The organism is Roseiconus lacunae, from assembly GCF_008312935.1.
GTDB lineage: Bacteria > Planctomycetota > Planctomycetia > Pirellulales > Pirellulaceae > Stieleria > Stieleria lacunae.
In genome coordinates this window covers 365462-387033 of the sequence record NZ_VSZO01000053.1, presented here as the reverse complement: position 1 = coordinate 387033, position 21572 = coordinate 365462, and the positions used below count along the sequence as shown (strand labels likewise).

Here is a 21572-nt window from a genome sequence, read left to right as displayed (position 1 = left end):
ATTGCTATTCGAAGGATGGCAAATTGACCAGCGATGATTCGCCACCGGGTGGCAGTGACAGCCGCCAACTGGAATTTCGAGGTGCACTCCGTCAAAAAAGTATGACGGCACCAAGTTTCCTGCGTCGCAATTGACCTACGTCGCAGTTGAAACGAATAGCACGACGCCTTGAGTGATCGCGACAAGCGATACAATCCGCCCGATCGCGGGGCTCACAAGGGCGGAACTAGCACTCCCAGTCGGGTGGTACTTGCTCTATGAACGCGTGTTTCTCTGACTGAAACCGTTTGCCCATCGGTAGCGAGACAATTATCCTACAGCTCTCCGCTTCGAAGCTTATCTTTTGCAATTGAACTTCTTGCCCGTTCGCACTGGGAAAAAGGATCCACAAGCAATGTCTCGACGTTTGCTCTCATTGGCAACTCTTGCCGCGGTTCTCGGTTCAGGAACCGCCATGGTGAACCAAGAAGTGTTCGCCCAAAACCAATCGGTTCTCGCCGAAGTCTACGGGCGTGGCGTTCATGCTTATTACGCCGGAAACTACAGCGATGCTTTCGACAATCTGACTTCGGCCATTGACGGCGGCACGCGAGACCCCAGGGCTTATTATTTCCGTGGCATCGTCTCCCATCTCCAAGGCCGCCCCGAACAAGCCGAGGCTGACTGGAAAGAAGGCGCCGAACTCGAAGCGGCCTACGGTGGCGGTTACTATGTCGGGCGTTCGCTGTCTCGTTTTCAAGGCTCGGCTCGTCTAAAGCTTGAGCAAATCCGCCAGCAAGCACGTTTGGAGGCAATGACAAAGGCTGCCAAACGCTCCAATGCTCGGATGAATGAACTTAACGCTGGCGGTCGGGCACCGGCTGCAAATCGTGCAGCCCCTGCACCTACCGCGCCGGCTAACCCAAAGGTCGACAACCCCTTTGCCGATGACGTCGCTACTGGTAATCCTGAAGTCCAGAATGATGACGTACTAAAGGATGTTGTCGGCAACCCCTTCAAGGATGAAACTCCCGCCCCCGGTCCGGCTGCTGCTGCCGGAGCCGCCGGTGCCGCCCCGGCTGGCGACGATCCGTTCGGAGGCTCAGCTCCTGCCGGTGGTGATCCCTTCGGAGGCGGAGGTTCAGACGCCGGTGGCGACCCGTTCGGTGGCGGAGCTGCCGGAGGCGACGATCCGTTTGGCGACCCGTTCTAGGACAGCCGCACCCGAGCGCCTTCCCGTACACTGACACGTCAGACGCCCCGGTATCCGCCGGGCGTTTTTTTGTTACGGCATTGCTGAATCCGGTTACTTCTCAACAACCGTGGCTAACGCTAAACGGTCAACCCTAAGATTGAACGGGACCAAAACTCGCGTGCGCCGATAGGATAAGTGGTTCTGGTTCGACTTATCAGCCGACGATCGTTGGCACCGGTTGCTGCACTGAAACAGTAGCTAAAGCCGGTTCACCACGATGGTTGCTCAAGCAGGTGAGCAGAGGCATGGCAGAGTCGAGTGATCTGGCACCGGAACCAGATCACCCGACTCGAAAGCCATTACATCAAGTGAGCAAGGACAAGTCCAAGCAACACTATCTGCGGCTCGAATCGCAATTCCCCGTTACAATTCGAGCGATCATCCGTGAAGTAATTGCGTCTCCTTACTTTCCTCCCTTGTCCGTACCTACTTCGCAAACTCGATGCCAAACCACGATCGGGATCTCAAGAAGTAGAGGGGAGATCCGCTTAACGGTGCAAGATCACGGCACTGCGCAGGGATTCGGTGGCATGATTGACGCTTGAGTCCTCAAAAACTCTTCAACAAATGATCACAAGTTCAGCAACCAAAAGCTGGAATCCCTCACGAATGCTCACGTGATGAGCATCTTTCCGGTCAACTGCCATTGTTCTGTGCATCGAGCAAGGTCGGTGGTGATCGTTTCCGCAGATTACGGATTTCACGGGACCAACGCCGGTGGTCTGCCGGGATCAAGTACGAGAACTGAGCTCTACGCGGAGCCGCTGGTTGCAGCCGGCGTTTAGCCGATTGTTGGGACATCTAGCAGCGGGAATCGCGTCTCCAGGTATTGAGGGTCGAGCACGGGAAGCGGTGCGAATTTCAATCCAAGGGCAGCGTTTCCCATCGCGCATTCCCTTTCGATCTTGTAGTACCGATTGAACTCAGTCCTTCGTTCATTGACTTCATCAAGAACATCCGACGCTAAAAAGTCAGTCCACGTGGAATTGAAGCGTTTGGCGGATTCGACAAACGCCTTCAGGGCCGAACGATGAGTCAGAAAAAATGAAGGTGAAAAATCGGTCTCCAAAGGCGGCAACTGTTCCGACAGTTTCACAAACCGCTCTCGCGGATCCGAATCAGAAACGAAGGAGTCAAGACGCCACCATTTTCCAGCAACCAGCTTCCGTAAAACATAAAAATGCCTGCGCGGCCAGAGGAGCAGTTCATCGCGATACGTCTGGCATCGGATGAGCAGCGATCGCAGTGCCAACTCGGGTGCCCGCACGCGTCCGACAAACGCCGGTTCCTCCCCCATTTCGACGAGAAGCCGAAGGAATTCGCCTCTTGACCCTTCGATGTCAAACATAGTGCTTGTGCTGCTTCCAGAATAATCGAGTTCACTGACCACCCATGTTTTCAAATGGAACGAAGCACGATCGTTTCGTCAACGTTTGAAATCAGGATTAGCCGCATGGCGTTAGCCACGGTTTCCGAACAAAAGCCGCGGCAACGCCCGTCGGTTGGTGACTCACATCCGTCTTTTCAAATGGCACGAAGCACGAGCGCGGTCAGATCAGCGTCTCTGAATAATCCCTAGACGGCGCGTCGACGATGCCGCTGAGCAACGAGCACCGATGAGGTCAACCAAAGGGCTGCGCATGCACCAGGTTCTGGAACTGCCGTCCCGGAGACGACCAACTGATCGAAACCATAATGCCCCAAAGGGCTGTAGGCTGAGAGTTCGGATACCGAGTCGGCAGGTTCGTAGGCCTGATTCGGGCCAAACGCAATCCCATTCGAGACGAATTCCAATGGTGAGAAAATCGCAGTGAATCGGACTCCGAAGCCGGGATTATCGCTTGATCCCGACACGTGAGAGAGGTCGGCTCCGATGAACTCGAAGGTATCGAATGATCCATATTCCTTTTCTTCAAATGCGAGCCAATTCACGCCTCCGTCAACTGTGGTTTCGATCTGATACCAGTTCGATTGATCGCCACTGGCTCGCGATATCCAATGGATTTGGATCTCTGCGTAACCGGTGGTATCGATGAGAAATTGCACCCCTCGTTGACCCGATTCAGTTTCTTGAGGTGCGTAATTGGTGGTGTACCACGCCCGATTATTTCCGCCGAACGGACCGTTGTCGAACATCGCGGTTGTCCCACCGACAAGTGAAACAGATCCGACACCGACATCAGGTAGAAGTGTGTCCTCGAAGTTCCACTCGGTAACAACATCTGCCCAGCAGGCCGATGAACACCAGACGACAGCAAATCCAGCGAAAGAACGAAGACGCTTGAACATACACGCAACTCCTGAAAGAAAGTGAGCTAACGCATTCTGCACGCCAACGGCGGAGACGGAATCTTATCCTCCGTCCAATCAACAATCCAGCATTATCCCGCGACGCGGACGATTCAACAATCGCTTCGACCAAGCGATTAGTTTTCAGAAATAGAGCGGGCTGTGAAGAACAGAAGGGGCCTCATGAAAAGGCCCCTCTGAGTGCTGTCTAGTTCCGGTGGAACGGTTCGCCGATGCCAGCGTTGATGATTCCTGACCGCCGCTTCGGACTTCGCTTACTTTGCAACCGCGTCGCTTGGCGATCCGTCATCTTGAAGATGATCGGTTGCCCAAAGCAATCCGCGGACGACAAAGTCCAAATAACGATCATCTTTGACGGTTCCGTTTTGATGGCCCAGCGAGGTACTGAAGATTCGCGTTTCCTTGGGACCGTAAAGATTCGTCCATCCCACGACCGCGGTCGCCTTGGTTGGCTTCGCATCGGGGTTTTGTTTTAGCTGTCGGCGATTTGGCGGTTGCTCCTGATCGCCACGAACAAGGACCGACGTCCCCGAGAATACCTGGACGTTATTGTAAAGTTCTTCGTCAATGGTCTTCCATGGCTGCAAGCCTTTGACGATCGGATGATCGCCGGATTCGAAACTGAGATCGATCGGTGTCTTTGGTCCATGCGCGGTTGATTGCACTCCGATCATTTCATACCAGCCCGCGTTGTCGGCGCCCGGGGCAACAGGTTGGCGGTAGTCACCCCAACGATAGCTATGCATTGCGCAATGCAAATTCACGGCGGGAACGCCTGACTGGTGGGCCGCCAAGATTCGCTCGACATACGGCTTTTCGGTCACCGCCGCGGAGCATTCGTCGTGGATGACCACGTCATATCCTTCCGCCCAATCATCGGATTCGTAGATTTCGAAACGCGTGTTCGTGCCTTTGGAGGGATTAAATACCACGGTGACGTCCGCAGAAATCCTTTTCTCGATGCCGTCTTTGAGCAGCTTCGTCTGGGCTTCATAGTCATGGCAACAACCACCAGCGACCAAAAGAACCTTCAGTTTCTTTTCTGCGGCAAACGTGTTCACCGCAAAAGCCAACATCACCAGTAGCGGAAGCAATCGAGAAAGGGAGCGCATCGGAATAGGACTCATGAGTGGTGAGAGTTCAAGGTGGGAAAGAAAATTGTAGCCGGTCGCGAATCGACGGGCCGCACAATCGCACCGACGATGACATTGAATAGCGTGATCAATCGTCGTTCAGGTTGCACTGTGTCTGCTGAAACGCACTGTGTCTGCTGAAACACACTGTGTCCGCCAAGGCCTTCCTCCATGCGAGCGGACCAATCGAAACTTTCCAAGGTTTGTCGATCTACTCAGAAGTGCGACGAACCGAGTCGCCATTTGCTCCCCGACGGTAACGTTTGCGTACGCGGCTTTTACGGAGTGGGCGGCGACGACAGCCCAATTGAAAAGGCCTCGACGACATCCGCTCGTTCCACTCGATCACAAACGCGTCATTGCGACAGTGGTTCAATCTGACGCTAAGGTCAGCCGACTCGCATTCATCACCGTTTTTCGGTGAGTCTTAAGACGCGGTGCTAGTCGCACTTGAATTCGTGGCCCTTGTGCGGGCCGTCTTGGCACTGAGTCAAGATCTCGGGACCGTCCTCGGTCATCAACACCGAGTGTTCAAACTGTGCCGAAGGTCGGCCATCTTTGGTTCGAACGGTCCAACCATCCGACTTATCGCAACGGGCATAGCGAGTGCCGGCGTTAATCATTGGCTCGACGGTAAAGCACATCCCAGGATACAGTCGATCGATTCGGCTTTGGCGATTAGGGTAGTGCGGGATCGAGGGATCAAGATGAAATTGTTTTCCAAGTCCATGTCCGACGTATTCGCGGACGACGCTGAAACCACGTCCATGCGCCTCAGGAACGATGGTCTCGCCGATCGTGGAAACGGAGCATCCGGGATAGAGGGCATCGATCGCCAGGTGCATGCAATCAAACGCGCACTGCGTGACTTCGCGTTTCTCATCGCTGACCTTGCCGATTAAAAACGTCTCGCTCTGATCGCCGTGCCATCCATCGACGACGGTGGTCAAGTCGATGTTGACGATGTCACCGTCTTCCAGTTTTTCCTCGCCTGGAATGCCATGACAAATCACTTCGTTACGACTGGTGCAGCAGCTTTTGGGGTAATTCTGGTACCCCAGAGTCGCCGCTCGATGCCCGTTATCGAGGGTCCATTGGTGAACCATTTCGTCGATTTCCCCCGTGGTGATCCCAGCCTTGATGTGGGGGCGGACGTAGTCCATCAACATTGCGTTCACTCGACCGGCGCGTCGCATGGCGTCACGTCCCGTCGCGTCAAGAATCAGTTTGCGTTGCTTTTGCAGCATTCCTGTCATCATCCTTTGTTAATTCCGGCTTCGCTCCTTATTCGCAGTCCAGATTACACTATGACGTAATCTAATGGGCTGCCATTGAATTGGGGGTCGATGCCGAAGGCGGACAACCGGGAGGCACGTCGATACCTACAAATCCGCTTCGTCACCGTCCGATTTTGCCGGTCAACCGCATGCGAACGATTGCGTGGCGGGATTACGAGGTCCGTGATCCGGAAATCAGAAGCGCCGTATCGTAGCAGGGCCAACAAGGCGTTCGAAGAAGTGAAACCGGAGTTAGCTCCCTTTTTCGATGCCAAAATTGATAAAAAACCGCCTATTCCCCCAAAATCCCCCGCCAACGATAGGAACCCTCGATTACACCCGAGGTTAGATCAACAGGCGAGAAGGGTTCGGCAACGAATTCCACTGCCTCCATATCGACATCACTGCCGCACCGGACGAGCCGCTGCGACAGGACATCCACTTATCAGTCTTTCTATTTATTCGACCGTAAAGCATGCGTATCCCCCGACTATCGAGCCGGTTTTCTGCTGCCGAATGGGCCAACGCCGCTCGCGTGGCTGCGATTCTGGGTGTTTGCTTCTTGCCGATTCCCACATTTGCCCAAGACGCGTCCGATGAAGCGACCGCATCGAGCGCCGTTGAGGAATCGGATGGGAATGAATCCGACGACGCTGTTGCCTCCGAAGCCACCTCTCCTTCTGACAATCAAGGGGGTGAATTTTCGAGGCGTGGCGAAGACGTGACGCCAGACGAAGCGGCTCGGATCCTACTCGACGAACTGAATCAGCCTCCACAGTCGAGTTTACGGTTCAACTTCACCGGCGCGAGCTGGAACGATGTCTTAGATTGGCTCGCCACCGAAGGCGACTTGTCGCTGCAAATCGATCGCTATCCCCCGGGGACAGTCTCGTTCATCGACCGAACTCGAACTTACACACTCAACGAAGCGCTCGATCTATTGAATCGATTGCTGCTCGACCGCGGCCATGCCTTGGTTCGCCGGGGACGGATGCTGTTTTTGATCGACCTGGAAATGGAAAACGCCAACAAGCTGATCAGCGAACTCGCCGAATTGGTCAGCCCTGGCAATTTGGAGGATCGCGGAAAAAGCGACATCGTGACGTCGGTGTTTCCACTCGGCAGCATGACGCCCGACGAAGCCCGCACGCAGTTGCCGGAACTGATCGGTCCCTGGGGACGCGTCATTATTCTAGATAGCGCGCGCCAAGCGAAGATCACCGAACGCGCCGAGAAACTGATCGCGATCCGTGAAGTCATCCAACAGAGCGCCCAAGAAGTTCACGAAATCAAGTTGGCTCATCGTGGTGCCGAAGAAATCTTGCAAACCGCTCGTCCTTTGCTTGGACTCGAAGCGGGCGCAAACTCCAACGACGACATCCGCATCTCCGTTGGCCTTTACGGTGACCGAATCTACGCGACCGGGCTGCCATCGAAAGTCAGCATCCTCGAAAACTTGGTTTCCAAAGCCGATCAGCCACTCGAAGGTTCCGACGATGACGAAATGGGCGAAACGGCGAAGCCCGAATTTAGAACCCATTTCGTTCGTGTAGCCGATGTCGCCGCCGTGTTTGACGTACTGCAAACTCTGCTGCAAGATGAACCGAACACACGCGTCGCGATCGAACCTTCGACCGCGTCGATCATGGCTTACGCGACACCCGCCGTTCACGACAAGATCGACCAAGTGATCGCCAAAATGGAAGGCAGCGGCGAAGACTTCCGCGTCTTCCAGCTTAAACGCATCGATCCCGCTCAAGCCTTGTTAACGATCAACAAGTACTTCGGCATCACCGAGGAAAACCCCAGCGGACCGGTAGTCGACGGGGACCCCGCGACCGGCAAACTTTGGGTTCGAGGTAGCACCGACGAAATTACCCAAGTCGCGCGGTTGCTCGATGAGCTTGATGGTGCGAGTAGCGAGGGTATTCTTCGCGGAAAAGTACGCCTGCTTCCACTCTCGGGAACACAAGCGGAAGATGCCTTGCGTCAACTTCAACTCTATTGGCGAATGACCGGACGGGAAAACTCCATCCGAGTCGTTTCCCCAGGCTCTTCCGGTGCTGGGAGCGGAATTCGCGAACGACGTATCGATCGCCCTGACGACGACCGTTTCGACGAACAACTGAGATCCGAACCCGAAGCGGGACCGGCCGTCGATATCGACGCTTCGTTGCTCGATTCGCGGCGATTCTATTACCTCACCCAAGCCCCGGCTACAAGCGCCGCTACAAGCGCCGATGCGGTATCGGCAGAGAACGAATCGAAAGCAAATGAAGGGGCGACCGAAGCTTCCGAAACGCTTACGCAGGCCGGACAAAAGCTTACGCAGGCCGGACAGAAACCGCCGGCTGACATTTTGATCGAGGTCACTGCCGACGGCATCCGTATCGCTTCGGATGACACCGAAGCTCTCGATGAACTCGAAGAATTACTCAGTCAGCTAATTGGCCCGATGGGATCGGGTAGCGAACTGCCAACCATCTTTTGGCTTAAGTACATCCAAGCTGACGTTGCATCAGAACTCGTCGCCAGCATCCTCGGTGGAAGCGATACCTCGGGCGGACTGACCGACACACTATCGAGCGGACTGGGCGGCGGTATGCTCGGTGGCCTCATGGGACTTGCCGGTGGCGGAGGCGGCGGATCGCAATCGTCGACCAAGTCAGTCCTCACAACGACGGGCAGCGTCAGTATCGTTCCCGATTTGCGACTGAATGCCTTGTTCATTCAAGCGAATGATTTTGACATGCAGTTGATCGAGATGATCTTGGAAAAGATCGACCGACAGGAGAGCCCCGAAAAAATTGAACTGACCGCGACGCCACGCATGATCCCCGTGCTGTACGTCAGCGCAACCGACGTGGCCAAGATCGTCAAGGAAGTCTACGCGGATCGAATGGGAAATGGAGACCAAAACACCGGCGGTGAACGTGGCGGCCGGGGTGGTGGTGCTCCGTCGCCGCAAGATTTAATCGCAGCGTTTCGAGGCGGCGGTCGCGGCGGACGCGGCAATGAAACCCCGACAAGCGAGCGAACGAAGATCACGGTTTCGGCTGACACCGCCAGCAACTCGATTATCGTCACCGCCACCAACCAAGACTTCCAGGAGATCTTGGCGTTGGTCGAAAGCTTAGACCAAGCCGGTAAAGTCAACGAGAAAGAGATGGTTGTCTATTCGCTAAGCGGAAAAGTTAATGGTGATAAGGTTGTCGAAGCGCTATCAGCGATGCTGGAAGTTCCCACCGACAATAAATCTAGCGACTCGTCCTCGACCTCATCGTCTGACCGAGGAAACAACGATCGTGGCGGCGACAACAACGACGCGGCCGAACGAATGCGTGAAGCTTTGCGAGCACGTTTTGGTAGCGGCGGCGGCGGACCTCCCGGAGGTTTCCGTGGCTTCGGCGGAGGAGGCGATCGCGGAGGCCGTGGTGGCTTCGGAGGCTTTGGCGGTGGTCGTCCCGGCGGTGATCGCGGCGGACGTGGCGGTCGCTAACACTTTCGTCAACTGTCGCCATTGGGATCAGCCGCATGGCGTTTGCCACGGTTTCGGTGCGGCAACCGGGGCGAACGCCCCTCGACTGATGAACGGAAACCAAACCATTGAGTCATGACGGAGCATTAGTCTCCTCCTCACCGCCAGCGATCGACCGCGCCGTCGCTGACAAGGATACCGTTCGGTGAGGACACAGGCTAAATGGTACTGCCCCAAGTTTGGCATTGCGCATCGAGGCCGCAGGGAATGAAAACACAGGGCATCGATAACGGTTCGCCCGGGTATGGGTGAAGCGTTTGAATGAATGCCGATAGGGACACTGTGAGCCGATCGCGGCTAGCATTGCCGGCCGATGAAATTTGCCGACCGCCCGCGGGCGGGTAGCTGAGACAAAAAACTCGATTCCCACGCCCCGCGCGACTTTCAGCTGATCGATCAACATCCCCGGTAATTTGTCCAATGCGTCGACGACGGGATCAACGACGAAGCCGCATCAATTACAATCCAATCGGACTTTTCTCCACCCCACCTACCACTCTGGTCCTGACCCATGATTATGCATGCCGGCGAGATCCTGCGACGTCGCGGTCTTCTCAGTGACGAACAACTCGCCGATAGCCGCGCTTCCGACACCGATGACATCATCCAGGCGGCGGTCGAGAAAGGTTTTTTGAACGAGCGGGAAGCTTTGGCGGTGCTCGCCGAGGAAGTCGGTTTGGAGTTCGTCGACCTGCGAGAAACCGAAGTCGACCTGTCTGCCTTGGAAGGTTTCCCACAGCGGTTAATCTATCGCCAATCGTTGTTCCCAATCCGTTTCCAGCATGGGTCAATTGTCGTCGCGACTGCAGATCCGTTTGATCTTTACCCGCTCGACGAAGCCAGTGCGGCAACGGGAAAGAACATCGTTCCGGTGATCGCCGAGCGAGCCGAAATCGCGCGACTGATGAAACGGCATCTTGGCGTCGGTAGTGAAACGGTCGAAGACTTAATGGCGGCCGCCGCCGAAGACGAAGACGTCGAATTACTGGAAGAACTGGAGACCGATGGCAGCGAATTGAGCGAGATGGCCCAGGAAGCCTCAGTCGTTCGCCTTGTCAACGAAATTCTGCTCGAAGCGATCGAAGTCCGCGCCAGTGACATTCACATCGAAACACAATCCGATGGATTGGTCGTTCGCTATCGGATCGACGGGATCTTACATCGCCAACCGACCCCACCGGAGATCAATCGCTTTCAGGCAGCGATCATCAGCCGTTTGAAGATCATGGCTCGATTGAACATCGCCGAAAAGCGTCTTCCCCAAGACGGCCGAATCAAACTGCGTGTTCACGGGCGCGAAGTAGACATTCGATTAAGCGTGATCCCGATGATTCACGGCGAAGGCTTGGTGATGCGGGTGCTCGATAAGTCCGCGATGGTGTTCGATCTCGGCAAGCTAGGGATGGCATCGGAGGTCTACGGACGCTTTAGCCAATTGATCGGATTGCCACACGGCATCATCTTGGTGACCGGGCCGACCGGTAGTGGTAAAACGACGACGCTGTATAGCAGCTTACTGCAAATCCGCAGCGACGCGACGAAGATCATCACGACGGAAGACCCGGTCGAGTACCAGCTTGATGGAATTAACCAAATCCAAGTGCATTCCAAAATTGGGTTTACATTTGCCGCATCGCTTCGAAGTATTTTGCGGCATGACCCCGACATTGTGCTCGTCGGGGAAATCCGCGACTTGGAAACGGCTGAGAATGCGATCCAAGCTTCGTTGACCGGTCACTTGGTGTTCAGCACGCTGCACACCAACGATGCATCGGGCGCTTTCACGCGGTTGTCCGACATGGGCGTCGAACCGTTCCTGGTCGCGGGCACCGTCGAAGGCGTCATGGCACAGCGTCTGCTTCGACGACTATGCCCGCACTGCAAAGAAGCCTACTCCCCCGACCGCGATGAACTGCCCAATGATTTCCCGTGGGACCGTTCAGAAGGGTGCACGTTCTATCGCCCCGTCGGCTGCCGCGAATGCCGCCAGCTCGGTTATAGCGGCCGAATGGGGATCTACGAACTGTTGGTCACCAACGACGAAATACGTGAGCAAGCCCAGGCGCGGGCGAGCAGTTGGGACATCCGAAAAACCGCCGTAGCGACCGGCATGCGGACGCTGCGAATGGACGCATGGGACAAAGTGATTGCGGGAAATACCAGTGTCGACGAAGTTCTTCGCGTAACCAAGGGTGAGGTGATCTAGCACGATGCCGGTTTATTCCTACACCGCCCGTGATATGACGGGCAAAACCGTCACGGGAACAATCGAAGCAACGAACGAGCGCGAAGTCGCATCATTGCTGAGCGAAAAGTCGCTGTTCCCATCGAAAGTCAGCGCCTCGGATTCCAAATCCGCCGGGGCGGCGCTCTTTGGTAATCGTAAAAAGGTCAAAGGCCAGACAATGGCTATCTTTTACGGCCAATTGGCGGCACTGTTGCGCAGTGGCGTACCAATGCTGCGCGCATTGACGGTCCTCGGCGAACAAAGCACCGATGCGGTTTTGGGTGGAATTATCAAAGACATCCGGTCAAGAGTCGAGGACGGCGAACCGATCGGCAACGCGATGGCCCGCTACCCGCGTGTGTTTTCTGACATGGCAATCAATATGGTGCGTGCGGGCACCGAGGGTGGTTTCTTGGAAGATGCCCTCGATCGCGTCGGCACTTTCACCGAACTTCAAGAAGATCTTAAAGGACGCACGATTAGCGCTCTCGCCTATCCGGTGTTCTTGTTTTCCGTCGGGTCGGTCGTGATCACCGGTTTGCTCGTGTTCTTCGTTCCCAAATTCGACGCGATGTTTGATCGCCTGCGAGCGAAGGGAGAGATGCCTTGGTACACCGAATCACTGCTCAGTTTCAGCAACGTCTTGCAAGACTATGGTTGGCTGATCGTCGTCGGATTTGCTGTGCTTCTGATCGTCGCAAAAGTCCAGTTGGCAAGCGAAGCTGGACGGGAGTTCGTCGACAAAACCAAGCTAAAGATTCCCGTCCTGGGAAACATCTTGATGAATCTCGCCGTCTCTCGCTTCTGCCGTGTCCTAGGAACACTGCTCGGAAATGGCGTCCCAATTCTGAAGTCACTCGAAATCAGTCGATCGGCAGCGGCAAACACGCTCCTGAGCCAATCGATTGCCAATGCGACCGAAAACATCCGCGGAGGCGAATCGCTAGCATCGCCGCTACGAAGTTCCGGCTATTTCCCAGCTTCGGTGGTCGAAATGATCAGTGTGGGCGAGGAGAGCAACTCGTTGGAAAAAGTACTGCCGGAGATCGCCGACTCGCTGGAGAAACGCACGTTTCGCCGATTGGATTTGTTCGTCCGACTACTCGAACCGATGATGCTCCTCGTGATGGCATTCTTTGTCCTTGCCGTCGTCCTGGCGTTACTCGTCCCCGTTCTTAAGAGCAGCACCCAGTTGTAACCCCACGGCACCAACGACTCATCGAAGAACGCGATGGGTTGCTGAATGAAGCTGGACACTTCGCCCCGCTTAGGCAGCAGTACATCGACCGAACCACTTTTCTGGTTTACCTGATCAGTAATCTTCGCTGACCGAGGGGAACCAAAAGTCGTAAATCTGAACTTTCCTAACGAGTTGCTGATGCATCTTGTTGCGGGAATATGCAATGATGACCTGTGATCGAATTGATCATCCCTTGCCGGACTGCGACGGGGAAGATTGATTGGGTCTTATACTGAGTGCACGAGCGTCAAACGCCCCAATAAAGCGTTCGTGTACCTGCCAACGTGTAGAGGCTGGCCCGACGATGATCGACTTGCCTTCCCCCACCTTGGCTTCGGGTTTCCGCCATCCGGGTGAAATCTCACTTTAGACGTCGGTTCCCAGTCGGAGATTCCGATTAATAGTTAGCAGATCGCCATCAAGCGGGGGCGTTATCTTAAATTCGTTTGATACAGCTATGCGTCTTTGCCGAACATTGACGTAAGCTAACGTTGGAATGTGCACCTTCCCGGTTTGCCATGAAAACACAGAAAATGAATGTTAGTGGAACGTTGATTGCGTTCGTCGCTGTTTCGATGTGTGTTCTGGGCAAGCCCTCAAAGGCGATGCAGCAATGGTGATTCTTATGATTTGGATTGGAGTGACTTTAGCCTGCTTGGCTTACGTATTGGTCAATATCAGCCAAGCCCCTAAAATCGAAGGCGATATCGCCGAATCGGATGGTCCCAAACCACACCGATCGGTGGTCGAAAAGCGGGCTGGACGCATGAAACGCGTCCACGCCAGCGGCCCAACCAATTACTACATTCACCGATCCGAGTGAGCAAAAAAAGTTTCGCTGACTCGCCGATGTCGTTATCTAAACGACGATCCAGTGTCACAACCTGTCACTGACTTGGCCTACTCTCTGCAAAATCGACCGCATTCTCTTTTCAGACCAACCTTGGCTTCCACGCCAACAAGATTTGCCTCGACGACAAGGGCTATCAGTCTGATGTGTCTTCCATAAGTGACAGCAAGATTTGCCGACTTGCGTTAACCACGGTCGTGTCGCGACAACGGGAGCGAACACACGGCGACTGGTGCACCACGCTCAAATTCGTCATCGCATCGCGGTATGGGCGATGAACGCAAAGCGGACCTATCTTTTGGTGATTACGATCACATCGAGGTAACGCTTTCTAGCTACACTAACGAGATGACTTCATCCGCCAACGAGACGAGTGCCTCTGCCGAGCCGTCGGGACTATTTAAAGTCCTAGCCGCCACGGCGGCCGTTTTGTTAATCGGATTAGTGTTTGGTGCTTCACTGTGGGTCCTAACGGCGATCGTTGCCGCAGCGGTCGTCGTACTCAATCAATTCCTGGCGAAGACCTGGGCGACCGCCACAATCGCAACCCGAGTCAGTAAGAACCAGGAACTGCACGTTGGTGAATCATTCGCGGTCGAACTGACGATTAAAAATACGTCGCGTATCCCTGTGGTTTGGCTGCTAGTCGAAGATTTGGTGCCGAGATGGACAACGATTCACGATCCACCCACGCTTGAAATTGAAGGCGACCGAGTGGGTGTGATGCTGCTCTGGGGAGGCCAAACGAGAAAGGTTTCCTACACAGTCCGATGCAACCGACGCGGGTACTTTCAAATCGGTCCCACGGTACTCGAAACGGGTGACGTCATGGGCTTGTACCGTCGCTACCGGGTAGGCACACAGCCTCAATACATGACCGTGCTTCCCAAGGTGATGACGCTTGACGGTTACGACATTGCATCCCCACGTCCGATGGGCGAGATCCGGATGCGAGACAACGTGTTCGAAGATCCAACCCGCTTGCGTGGCATCCGCCAGTGGCAGCCCGGCGACCCCATGCGACGAGTTCACTGGTCGGCGACGGCTCGAACTGGGATCCTGCATAGCAAGGTTTACGAACCGACCTCGATCGCTGGTGCGACGTTAGTCTTGGACCTTCATGTCGACACCAACCCCTCACACAACGAGCCGGTTCGAACAGATCTGGCGATCACGGCAGCGGCATCGATCGCAAGTGCATTGATGGAGCAATCACAGCCATTTGCAATGGTCACCAACGGCCGAGATGCCGCGGACCGAATTCGCATCGACGGGTGGAAAGGTGACCATCGTGTTCGCGAACAAGCGAAACGATCTGCACAGATGACCGACAAGAACGATCGACTACGTCCGGTGATCGTCGACGCAGGACGTGGACCGGCGCACTTTCAGAAACTTCGCACCCAGCTAGCCCGACTGGAACGCAGCGATGGAATGTCGCTTGCCCAGCTGTTAATCGAAGCCGAGTCGCGGATCAGCAGCGAGACGACACTACTGGCAATCTTTCAGCAGCCGACCCCGGAAACAATCGCGATGCTGGTCAGCTTCGCCCGTCGCGGCAAAGCGGTCGCGGCGATTATCAACACGCTTGATGCAAATGAATATGGTCAGGCGGCTGGCCCGCTAATCGCCGCAAACATCCCCACGATTCACCTCGCCGACGACCGATCGATACGCGATGTCTGTCGCGCCTCAACAGGCTCGCTCCGATCCGCGTAAAAGAACTGATCGCGTCGGCTGTGTCTACTTCTCAAACCACTTGCGAATCGTATGCAGCGTCGTCGCCCGTCCGGCTCGCGCGATCGAGGTGGTGAGCGGAATTTCCTTGGGGCAAACCGCGACACAGTTTTGCGCATTCCCGCACGCCTGAATCCCTCCGGGCTCGATCAGTGCATCCAATCGCTCACCCGCGAGTGCCTTGCCGGTGGGATGGTTATTAAACAGCATCGCCTGTGAAATCGCATGTGGACCAACGAACGCCTTGTCATAGGCCTCGTTTTTGCGTGCCTCAAAATCCTCGTCACTTTCGCCAGGCTTACGTTCCAGTTCGATCTTGTTGTACTGGGGACAAGCATCAAGACAGCAACCGCAGCTCATACATTGACTGAGCGGATAGTTCCGCTCCTGCATTTCCCGCAGCTGTCGCTCGCCGGCACCCATGTCGTAGTAACTGTCGACCGGGACCCACGCTTTTACGCGTTTGAGCCCACGAAATAGCCGTGACCGGTCGACCATTAAGTCTCGAATCACCGGGAACTTCGACATCGGCTCGAGCACCAATTCGTCCGGGTTATCTTGCAACAAACGGTCGACCAAAGCACTGCAGCTCTGGCGAACCCGGCCATTGATAACCATCGTGCAAGCCCCGCAGACCTCTTCCAAGCATCCGCAATCCCAACAAACCGGCAGCGCCTTTTTGCCGTCGGAATCCTTTCCGAGTGCCGCGATTCGCTGCAAAACCGTGATCACATTTAATTCGGGCTCGTAATCGATTTTGAATAACTGCCAATACGGTTCTTTACCGGGACCGTCTTGTCGCTTGACACGGACGTTGATGAATTCGGGGCGTTTCGCATGTTCGTCGAGGGCAATCATGACGTCAGCCTATGGAGAACCTTAAAGGGAATTAAAAATGGGGATTCGGATTACGTTTCGGCCAATGAAGCCCTGACCGATCGCGATCTTGGCAACCCGACGCGATTCACCGCGTGCTTTCGCGTTGTCTTGCGGTCGGTCTTTAACCGACCTCCATCATGGTATGCAACGAGCACTTCGTTGCAATTCTACGTTCCGTTGTGATTCGTCGGCCGATGGTAGTTAGCTGCACAACCGTGCCTAACGCCATTCGGCTAATCTTAGCACCAAGATGATACGCTCCGCCGACGACGGAGCGTACATCCATCCAAACAACGTTAACTTGCCGCGGCGGCAGCTTCCTTTTTGCCGTTCTTTTTCGCTTCGGCACGTTCCTTAAATACCTGCTCAATGATATCGGCACCGACCAAGCCATAAAGACGAGGTCGTGGCTGGATCAACGAGGTATCAACCGCTTCATACGACAACTTTGGTTTCATCGTGGCGTGATCGTACTCCGCGATCGTACTTTTGAGAAACTTGTCGTTGTTTCGATCAAATTCGTCCAACCACTGCTCCGCCTGCCTACGCCGTTCGGCCGGATCTTCGGCGGTCAACGATGGTTTTTGGAATTCAGGTTTGTAATGGGCTCCGCGACATTCGTCTCGCTGCAACGCCCCTTGCAAAATGCACTTTGCGATTGGGAACATGTCTTGCAGCGATTTCGAGAACAGCACGTTTTGGTTCGACCACGAGCCGGTATCTGACAGGCTGACTTTCATCGCCCGTTCATGCAATTCGTTGACCGTTTCGACAGCTTCTTTCAACTGGTCGTTGCGGCGAACAACAGTCGCCGCGCGTGTCATCACGTCGCCCAACTCCTGGTGAATCAAGTAAGGATTCTCGTCACTGCCGGAATTGCCTTTGAGCAGGTTGTCGTGCCGCTCTTGCTGTTTCTTGACAGCAGCTTCGACGTCACTTGAAGCAAGATCTGCGTGGCCTTCGTCTTGATTTTGGATGTAGTTGACGATTGAAGGACCGGTAAACAGGCCGGTGAAGATGCACGACAGCAACGAATTAGCTCCAAGGCGATTCGCACCGTGGTAGTGGTAATCGCATTCACCGATGGCGTACAAGCCTTCGATGTTGGTCATGTGATTCTTCGGCGCCCCCGGCTCTAATCCACCTTCAGCGGTTCGCACGTAATCGGCCCACAAACCGCCCATACTGTAGTGGACTGCCGGGAAGATTCGCATCGGTTCGATGCGTGGATCGACCCCCTGGAACTTTTCATAAATTTCCAGGATCCCCCCCAGCTTTCGATCAAGTTCGCTCTTGGAAATATGCGTCAGATCAAGGTAGACGCACATTCGCTCGGTATCGACACTCAGACCCTCATTGACGCAAATATCAAAGATTTCGCGTGTCGCGATATCACGTGGAACAAGATTTCCATATTCCGGGTAGCGTTCTTCGAGGAAGTAGTATCGTTCGCCGGCAGGGATATCACGGGGCGCGCGGCTGTCGTGAGGTTTTCGCGGGACCCAAACACGCCCGCCCTCACCCCGCGCAGACTCACTCATCAATCGTAGCTTGTCGCTGCCGGGAATCGCGGTCGGGTGGACCTGGATGAATTCACCGTTGCCGTATTTCGCGCCGGCCTGGAAACAACGACTGGCGGCACTGCCCGAGCAAAACACACTCATGGTGCTACGACCATAAATCAGTCCGCAACCGCCTGTCGCCACGACGACGGCGTCTGCCGGGAACGCACGAAGTTCCATCGAAACCATGTCTTGGGCGACCACGCCGCGACAACGACCCGATCCATCCTGAATCAGACCCTGAAAGTCCCAGAATTCAAACTTGCGAACCTGGCCATCGGACTCGCGGCGCCGAACCTGTTCGTCCAAGGCGTAAAGCAGTTGCTGTCCGGTTGTCGCACCGGCGAACGCGGTTCGCTTATACAGCGTTCCGCCGAAACGACGCCGGTCAAGAAACCCTTCGCCTGTGCGGTTAAACGGCACCCCCAAGCGGTCCATCAAGTCGATTACCTTGGGCGCCCAATACGCCATTTCCTTGACGGGCGGCTGATGGTTGAGAAAGTCACCACCGTAGACGGTATCGTCAAAGTGTTTCCATTCGTTGTCACCGAGCTGGCGTGTCTGATCATTGCAGCTGTTGATGCCACCTTGTGCGCAGACGCTGTGAGAACGTTTAACGGGAGTCAGACTGATCAGATCGACGTGGATGCCCAGTTCGGCCAGTTTCATCGTGCTGGCCAGTCCGGCCAGACCTCCGCCGATAACGACGACTCTGTGATTTGCCATGGCGATTACGTGGTTGTTACTAAGGAGGTGAGTGCGTTTTGTAGGGCAAGCGTTTTGTCGGCGATCAATTTCGCCGGCGAATCGACGCAGCTACGATGCGGGATTGAACTCGGTCATTGCGGTTTCGGCGGCAGGACCGTCGTTTTCGCCCTCGGCGTCGCCGCTCTCAGGTGATTGATCGGCTTGATCGTGGTGTTGCGTCCGTTTCTCAGGGTTCTCTGGAACCATACCGGCCGCAACGCCTGCTTCATACATACGATTTTCGACCTGCTCCATCGCCTGGGCCTCTTCTTCGCCAGGGATAACAGCACCGGCCCAAGCGGCCAATGAGATAACCGAAAGAACGATGCCAAAGGCCACACAGACTTTTGTCGCCCGCTGCTGTGCTTCAGGGCTGATCCATAACCCCCAAGTGATGCCGGCCGTCCAAAGTCCGTTCGCGAGGTGATAGACGAGTGAGAGCACGCCCACCAGATAGATCACCGGCCAGACGATGCCCCATCCGAAGTCCATCGCGGTGACCAGCGAGCTCCCCGCGTTGTAGGGGTGGAACATCCCGAAACCGAAACCGCTAATCGAATCGATCCACCACTTCGCATGGAACCCGCCGTGCAAGTGCATGATGTGCAAGAATAGATACACGAGGCCGATCATTCCCGTCCACCGCTGCCACGTGTAGCGTTTGTTGTTGGCGAACCGATATTGTCCGCTATTGGATCGCCCGGTTTTCGCGATCCAAACACCCAAGATCGCATGAAAGAGCAGCGGCAGGAAAATGAATGCCCACTCGATCAGCGGAAGCAACGGCCCAGGGCTATGAATCATGAACACGGCCCGCTGAAACGTTTCGGGGCCGTTGAGCAAACTGGCGTTGGTCGTCAAGTGAACGACCATGTAAAGACCAAGCGGGACAATGCCAGTCAGCGAATGCAGCCGCCGTATGGCAAACTCGTGCTTTTCAAAAAACGAAACCTCGGTATCGGAACGGCTGTCGGACACGGGACTGATTGACCGGTGGTGTGAGGATCGAAATTGAATCCGTCCGCCCTCTGGCTCACGGATCTTGCCTTCATTCGCGACGCAGCATCGGAAGAAAAGCATTGGAGGTCGAGATCAAATTCCGCGATCTCGTACACGTTCCAAGACTCTTCTGACTCAACCCCTATTCGGCAATCGAGCCGCGGAGGTCGAAGGACAAATTCCTTTGTAGCTTACAAATGACTGACTTGGGGGACGACGACCACGCCTGTCTCCCAAATCTGCTAAGTTTCTGGCTCGCATAATCTACGCCTCTTTCGGTCTGTCGACCAGATTGACGGATTGCCGCAGTCAAATTTGCTCCCCGGCTGACAAACCTAGATGAATATTTGGTGGATCGTCGCGCTCGCGATTACCGTCGTCCTTGTCTGTATCCTGCGTTTTCGCTTGCATGCCTTTGTGACTCTGTTACTCGCAGGGTTGCTCGTTGCGTCTTTAACCGACTCGGAATCACTGCGGCAACACGCCGAACAAGAAGTCGCGGCGGAACGCTTCACCGCCAAAGAAGCTGAGTCATTCTCGCACAGTAGCTCTGTCAAACGCCTGTCGACCGAATTCGGCAACACCGTCGGTCGAATCGGCATCCTCATTGCCTTAGCCAGCGTGATCGGCGGATTGCTCAGCGAATCAGGAGCCGCGAATACCATCGTGCAACGGATCCTTGCGGTCACCGGCCCCAAACGGGCTCCCGAGGCGCTAGCCCTCAGTTCGTTCGTGATCGGCATCCCGGTGTTTTTTGATACCGTGTTTTACCTGATGGTGCCACTAGCCCGGTCGATGCGTAAGGCGGTCGGAAAAAACTACGTGCTCTTCATCCTTGCCATCCTCGCCGGTGGTTCGATCGCACACTCATTGATTCCGCCAACACCGGGACCTCTGCAAGTCGCGGAAATATTGCACATCGACGTCGGCGTCGTCTTAATCGCAGGGCTCTCGATTGGCTTTCTCAGCAGCACCCTATCGCTCGCGTCGGCGAGAGTGATCAATCACTTCGTCGACGTACCGCTGCGGACCGACGCGACCGACTTCGAAGGGCAGTCGACGCCGGATGACCAAGCGGACGCAGGGGCGGACGATGCTGATTTTGATTCTGCTGCGACGGCAAACCGCAGGGTTGGCCCCGGCTTGATCGCCGCGTTGCTGCCGATAATGGTCCCCGTTGTGTTGATCACCGCAGGTAGCGTGATCCGGTATCTGCTCGACGCAGGAAAACTGGAGACCGGGGGCATCACCGACGCTCTTTTGTTTATCGGTGATAAAAATATCGCTATCGCAATTGGGTTGGCGATGGCATTTCATTTGGTTCGCTTTGTTGCCCCCGAGCGTCGACAAAGCTTGGTTAGTCGCTCGCTGGCTTCGGCCGGCAACATCATCCTGATCACCGCCGCAGGTGGTGCGTTTGGGAAGATGCTTTACTTTGCCGGGATCGCGACCGCCGTCAGTGACCTCGTCGATACAAACGCTGGTCTGGTGTTGCTACCGGTCGCATTTTTAGTCACAACCGCGATCCGCACGTTACAGGGATCGGCGACGGTGGCGATGATCACCGCCGCCGGAGTGTTGCAAGGGTTCGCCACGAGCGAAAACTTGCCTTTCCATCCCGTTTACTTGGCAATGGCGATCGGGGCGGGAAGCAAACCGGTTTCCTGGATGACCGATAGTGCCTTTTGGGTGATCACGCGAATGAGCGGGATGACTGAATCGGAAGGCTTGAAAGTCATCTCACCGATGAGCACCGCGATGGGATTGTCAGCGCTGCTGGTGACCGTCCTCGCTGCCTGGTTGGTCCCGGCGGTCTAGCAATTCTGCGGTTTGCCGAGT

The 21572-nt window shown here is 55.3% G+C and carries 14 protein-coding genes; 7 read left to right on the top strand and 7 right to left on the bottom strand.

What is annotated here, in order from left to right:
- Positions 1-394: 394 nt before the first annotated feature.
- Positions 395-1192, top strand: coding sequence for a tetratricopeptide repeat protein (locus FYC48_RS28200; RefSeq protein WP_200836693.1), 798 nt, complete (start codon positions 395-397; stop codon positions 1190-1192).
- Positions 1193-2015: 823 nt separating this feature from the next.
- Here the strand turns inward: FYC48_RS28200 and FYC48_RS24485 are convergent.
- From FYC48_RS24485 to map, 4 genes are all read right to left on the bottom strand, one after another.
- Positions 2016-2582, bottom strand: coding sequence for a hypothetical protein (locus tag FYC48_RS24485; RefSeq protein WP_149499412.1), 567 nt, complete (start codon positions 2580-2582; stop codon positions 2016-2018).
- Positions 2583-2809: 227 nt separating this feature from the next.
- The gene (locus FYC48_RS24480; RefSeq protein ID WP_149499411.1) at positions 2810-3523 is read right to left on the bottom strand and encodes a hypothetical protein; all 714 of its coding nucleotides are present in this window, start codon (positions 3521-3523) and stop codon (positions 2810-2812) included.
- A gap of 275 nt (positions 3524-3798) precedes the next feature.
- Positions 3799-4620, bottom strand: a complete 822-nt coding sequence (locus FYC48_RS24475) for a ThuA domain-containing protein (RefSeq protein WP_315853788.1) — start codon at positions 4618-4620, stop codon at positions 3799-3801.
- Positions 4621-5117: 497 nt separating this feature from the next.
- Positions 5118-5924 carry a type I methionyl aminopeptidase gene (map, locus tag FYC48_RS24470; RefSeq protein WP_149499409.1) on the bottom strand — a complete coding sequence of 269 codons (807 nt, stop codon included), beginning with the start codon at positions 5922-5924 and terminating at the stop codon, positions 5118-5120.
- 505 nt (positions 5925-6429) lie between these two features.
- On the opposite strand from map, the gene FYC48_RS24465 reads away from it, so the two are divergent.
- The 5 genes from FYC48_RS24465 (at position 6430) to FYC48_RS24445 (ending at position 15528) form a co-directional block, all read left to right on the top strand.
- Positions 6430-9453, top strand: a complete 3024-nt coding sequence (locus tag FYC48_RS24465) for a secretin N-terminal domain-containing protein (protein ID WP_149499408.1) — start codon at positions 6430-6432, stop codon at positions 9451-9453.
- A gap of 550 nt (positions 9454-10003) precedes the next feature.
- On the top strand, positions 10004-11698 hold the full coding sequence (locus FYC48_RS24460; RefSeq protein WP_149499407.1) for a GspE/PulE family protein: 1695 nt from the start codon (positions 10004-10006) through the stop codon (positions 11696-11698).
- Between the two features lie 4 nt (positions 11699-11702).
- Entirely contained in the window at positions 11703-12917 is a 1215-nt protein-coding gene (locus FYC48_RS24455; protein ID WP_149499406.1) for a type II secretion system F family protein, read from the top strand.
- A 655-nt stretch (positions 12918-13572) separates the two neighbouring features.
- A complete protein-coding gene (locus FYC48_RS24450) occupies positions 13573-13782 on the top strand; it encodes a hypothetical protein (RefSeq protein ID WP_160149752.1) in 210 nt (69 codons plus the stop codon).
- 294 nt (positions 13783-14076) lie between these two features.
- Positions 14077-15528 (top strand): DUF58 domain-containing protein, encoded by a 1452-nt coding sequence (locus tag FYC48_RS24445; RefSeq protein ID WP_235034407.1) that lies wholly within the window; start codon positions 14077-14079, stop codon positions 15526-15528.
- Between the two features lie 24 nt (positions 15529-15552).
- On the opposite strand, the gene sdhB is transcribed toward FYC48_RS24445, so the two are convergent.
- From sdhB to FYC48_RS24430, 3 genes are all read right to left on the bottom strand, one after another.
- Positions 15553-16404 carry a succinate dehydrogenase iron-sulfur subunit gene (gene sdhB / locus FYC48_RS24440; RefSeq protein ID WP_149499404.1) on the bottom strand — a complete coding sequence of 284 codons (852 nt, stop codon included), beginning with the start codon at positions 16402-16404 and terminating at the stop codon, positions 15553-15555.
- A 317-nt stretch (positions 16405-16721) separates the two neighbouring features.
- Positions 16722-18713 (bottom strand): succinate dehydrogenase flavoprotein subunit, encoded by a 1992-nt coding sequence (sdhA, locus tag FYC48_RS24435; protein ID WP_235034406.1) that lies wholly within the window; start codon positions 18711-18713, stop codon positions 16722-16724.
- A 90-nt stretch (positions 18714-18803) separates the two neighbouring features.
- A complete protein-coding gene (locus tag FYC48_RS24430; protein ID WP_235034405.1) occupies positions 18804-19712 on the bottom strand; it encodes a succinate dehydrogenase cytochrome b558 subunit in 909 nt (302 codons plus the stop codon).
- A gap of 360 nt (positions 19713-20072) precedes the next feature.
- Between FYC48_RS24430 and FYC48_RS24425 the strand changes: the two genes are divergently transcribed.
- Positions 20073-21551 (top strand): GntP family permease, encoded by a 1479-nt coding sequence (locus tag FYC48_RS24425; protein ID WP_149499402.1) that lies wholly within the window; start codon positions 20073-20075, stop codon positions 21549-21551.
- The last annotated feature ends 21 nt before the right edge of the window (positions 21552-21572 follow it).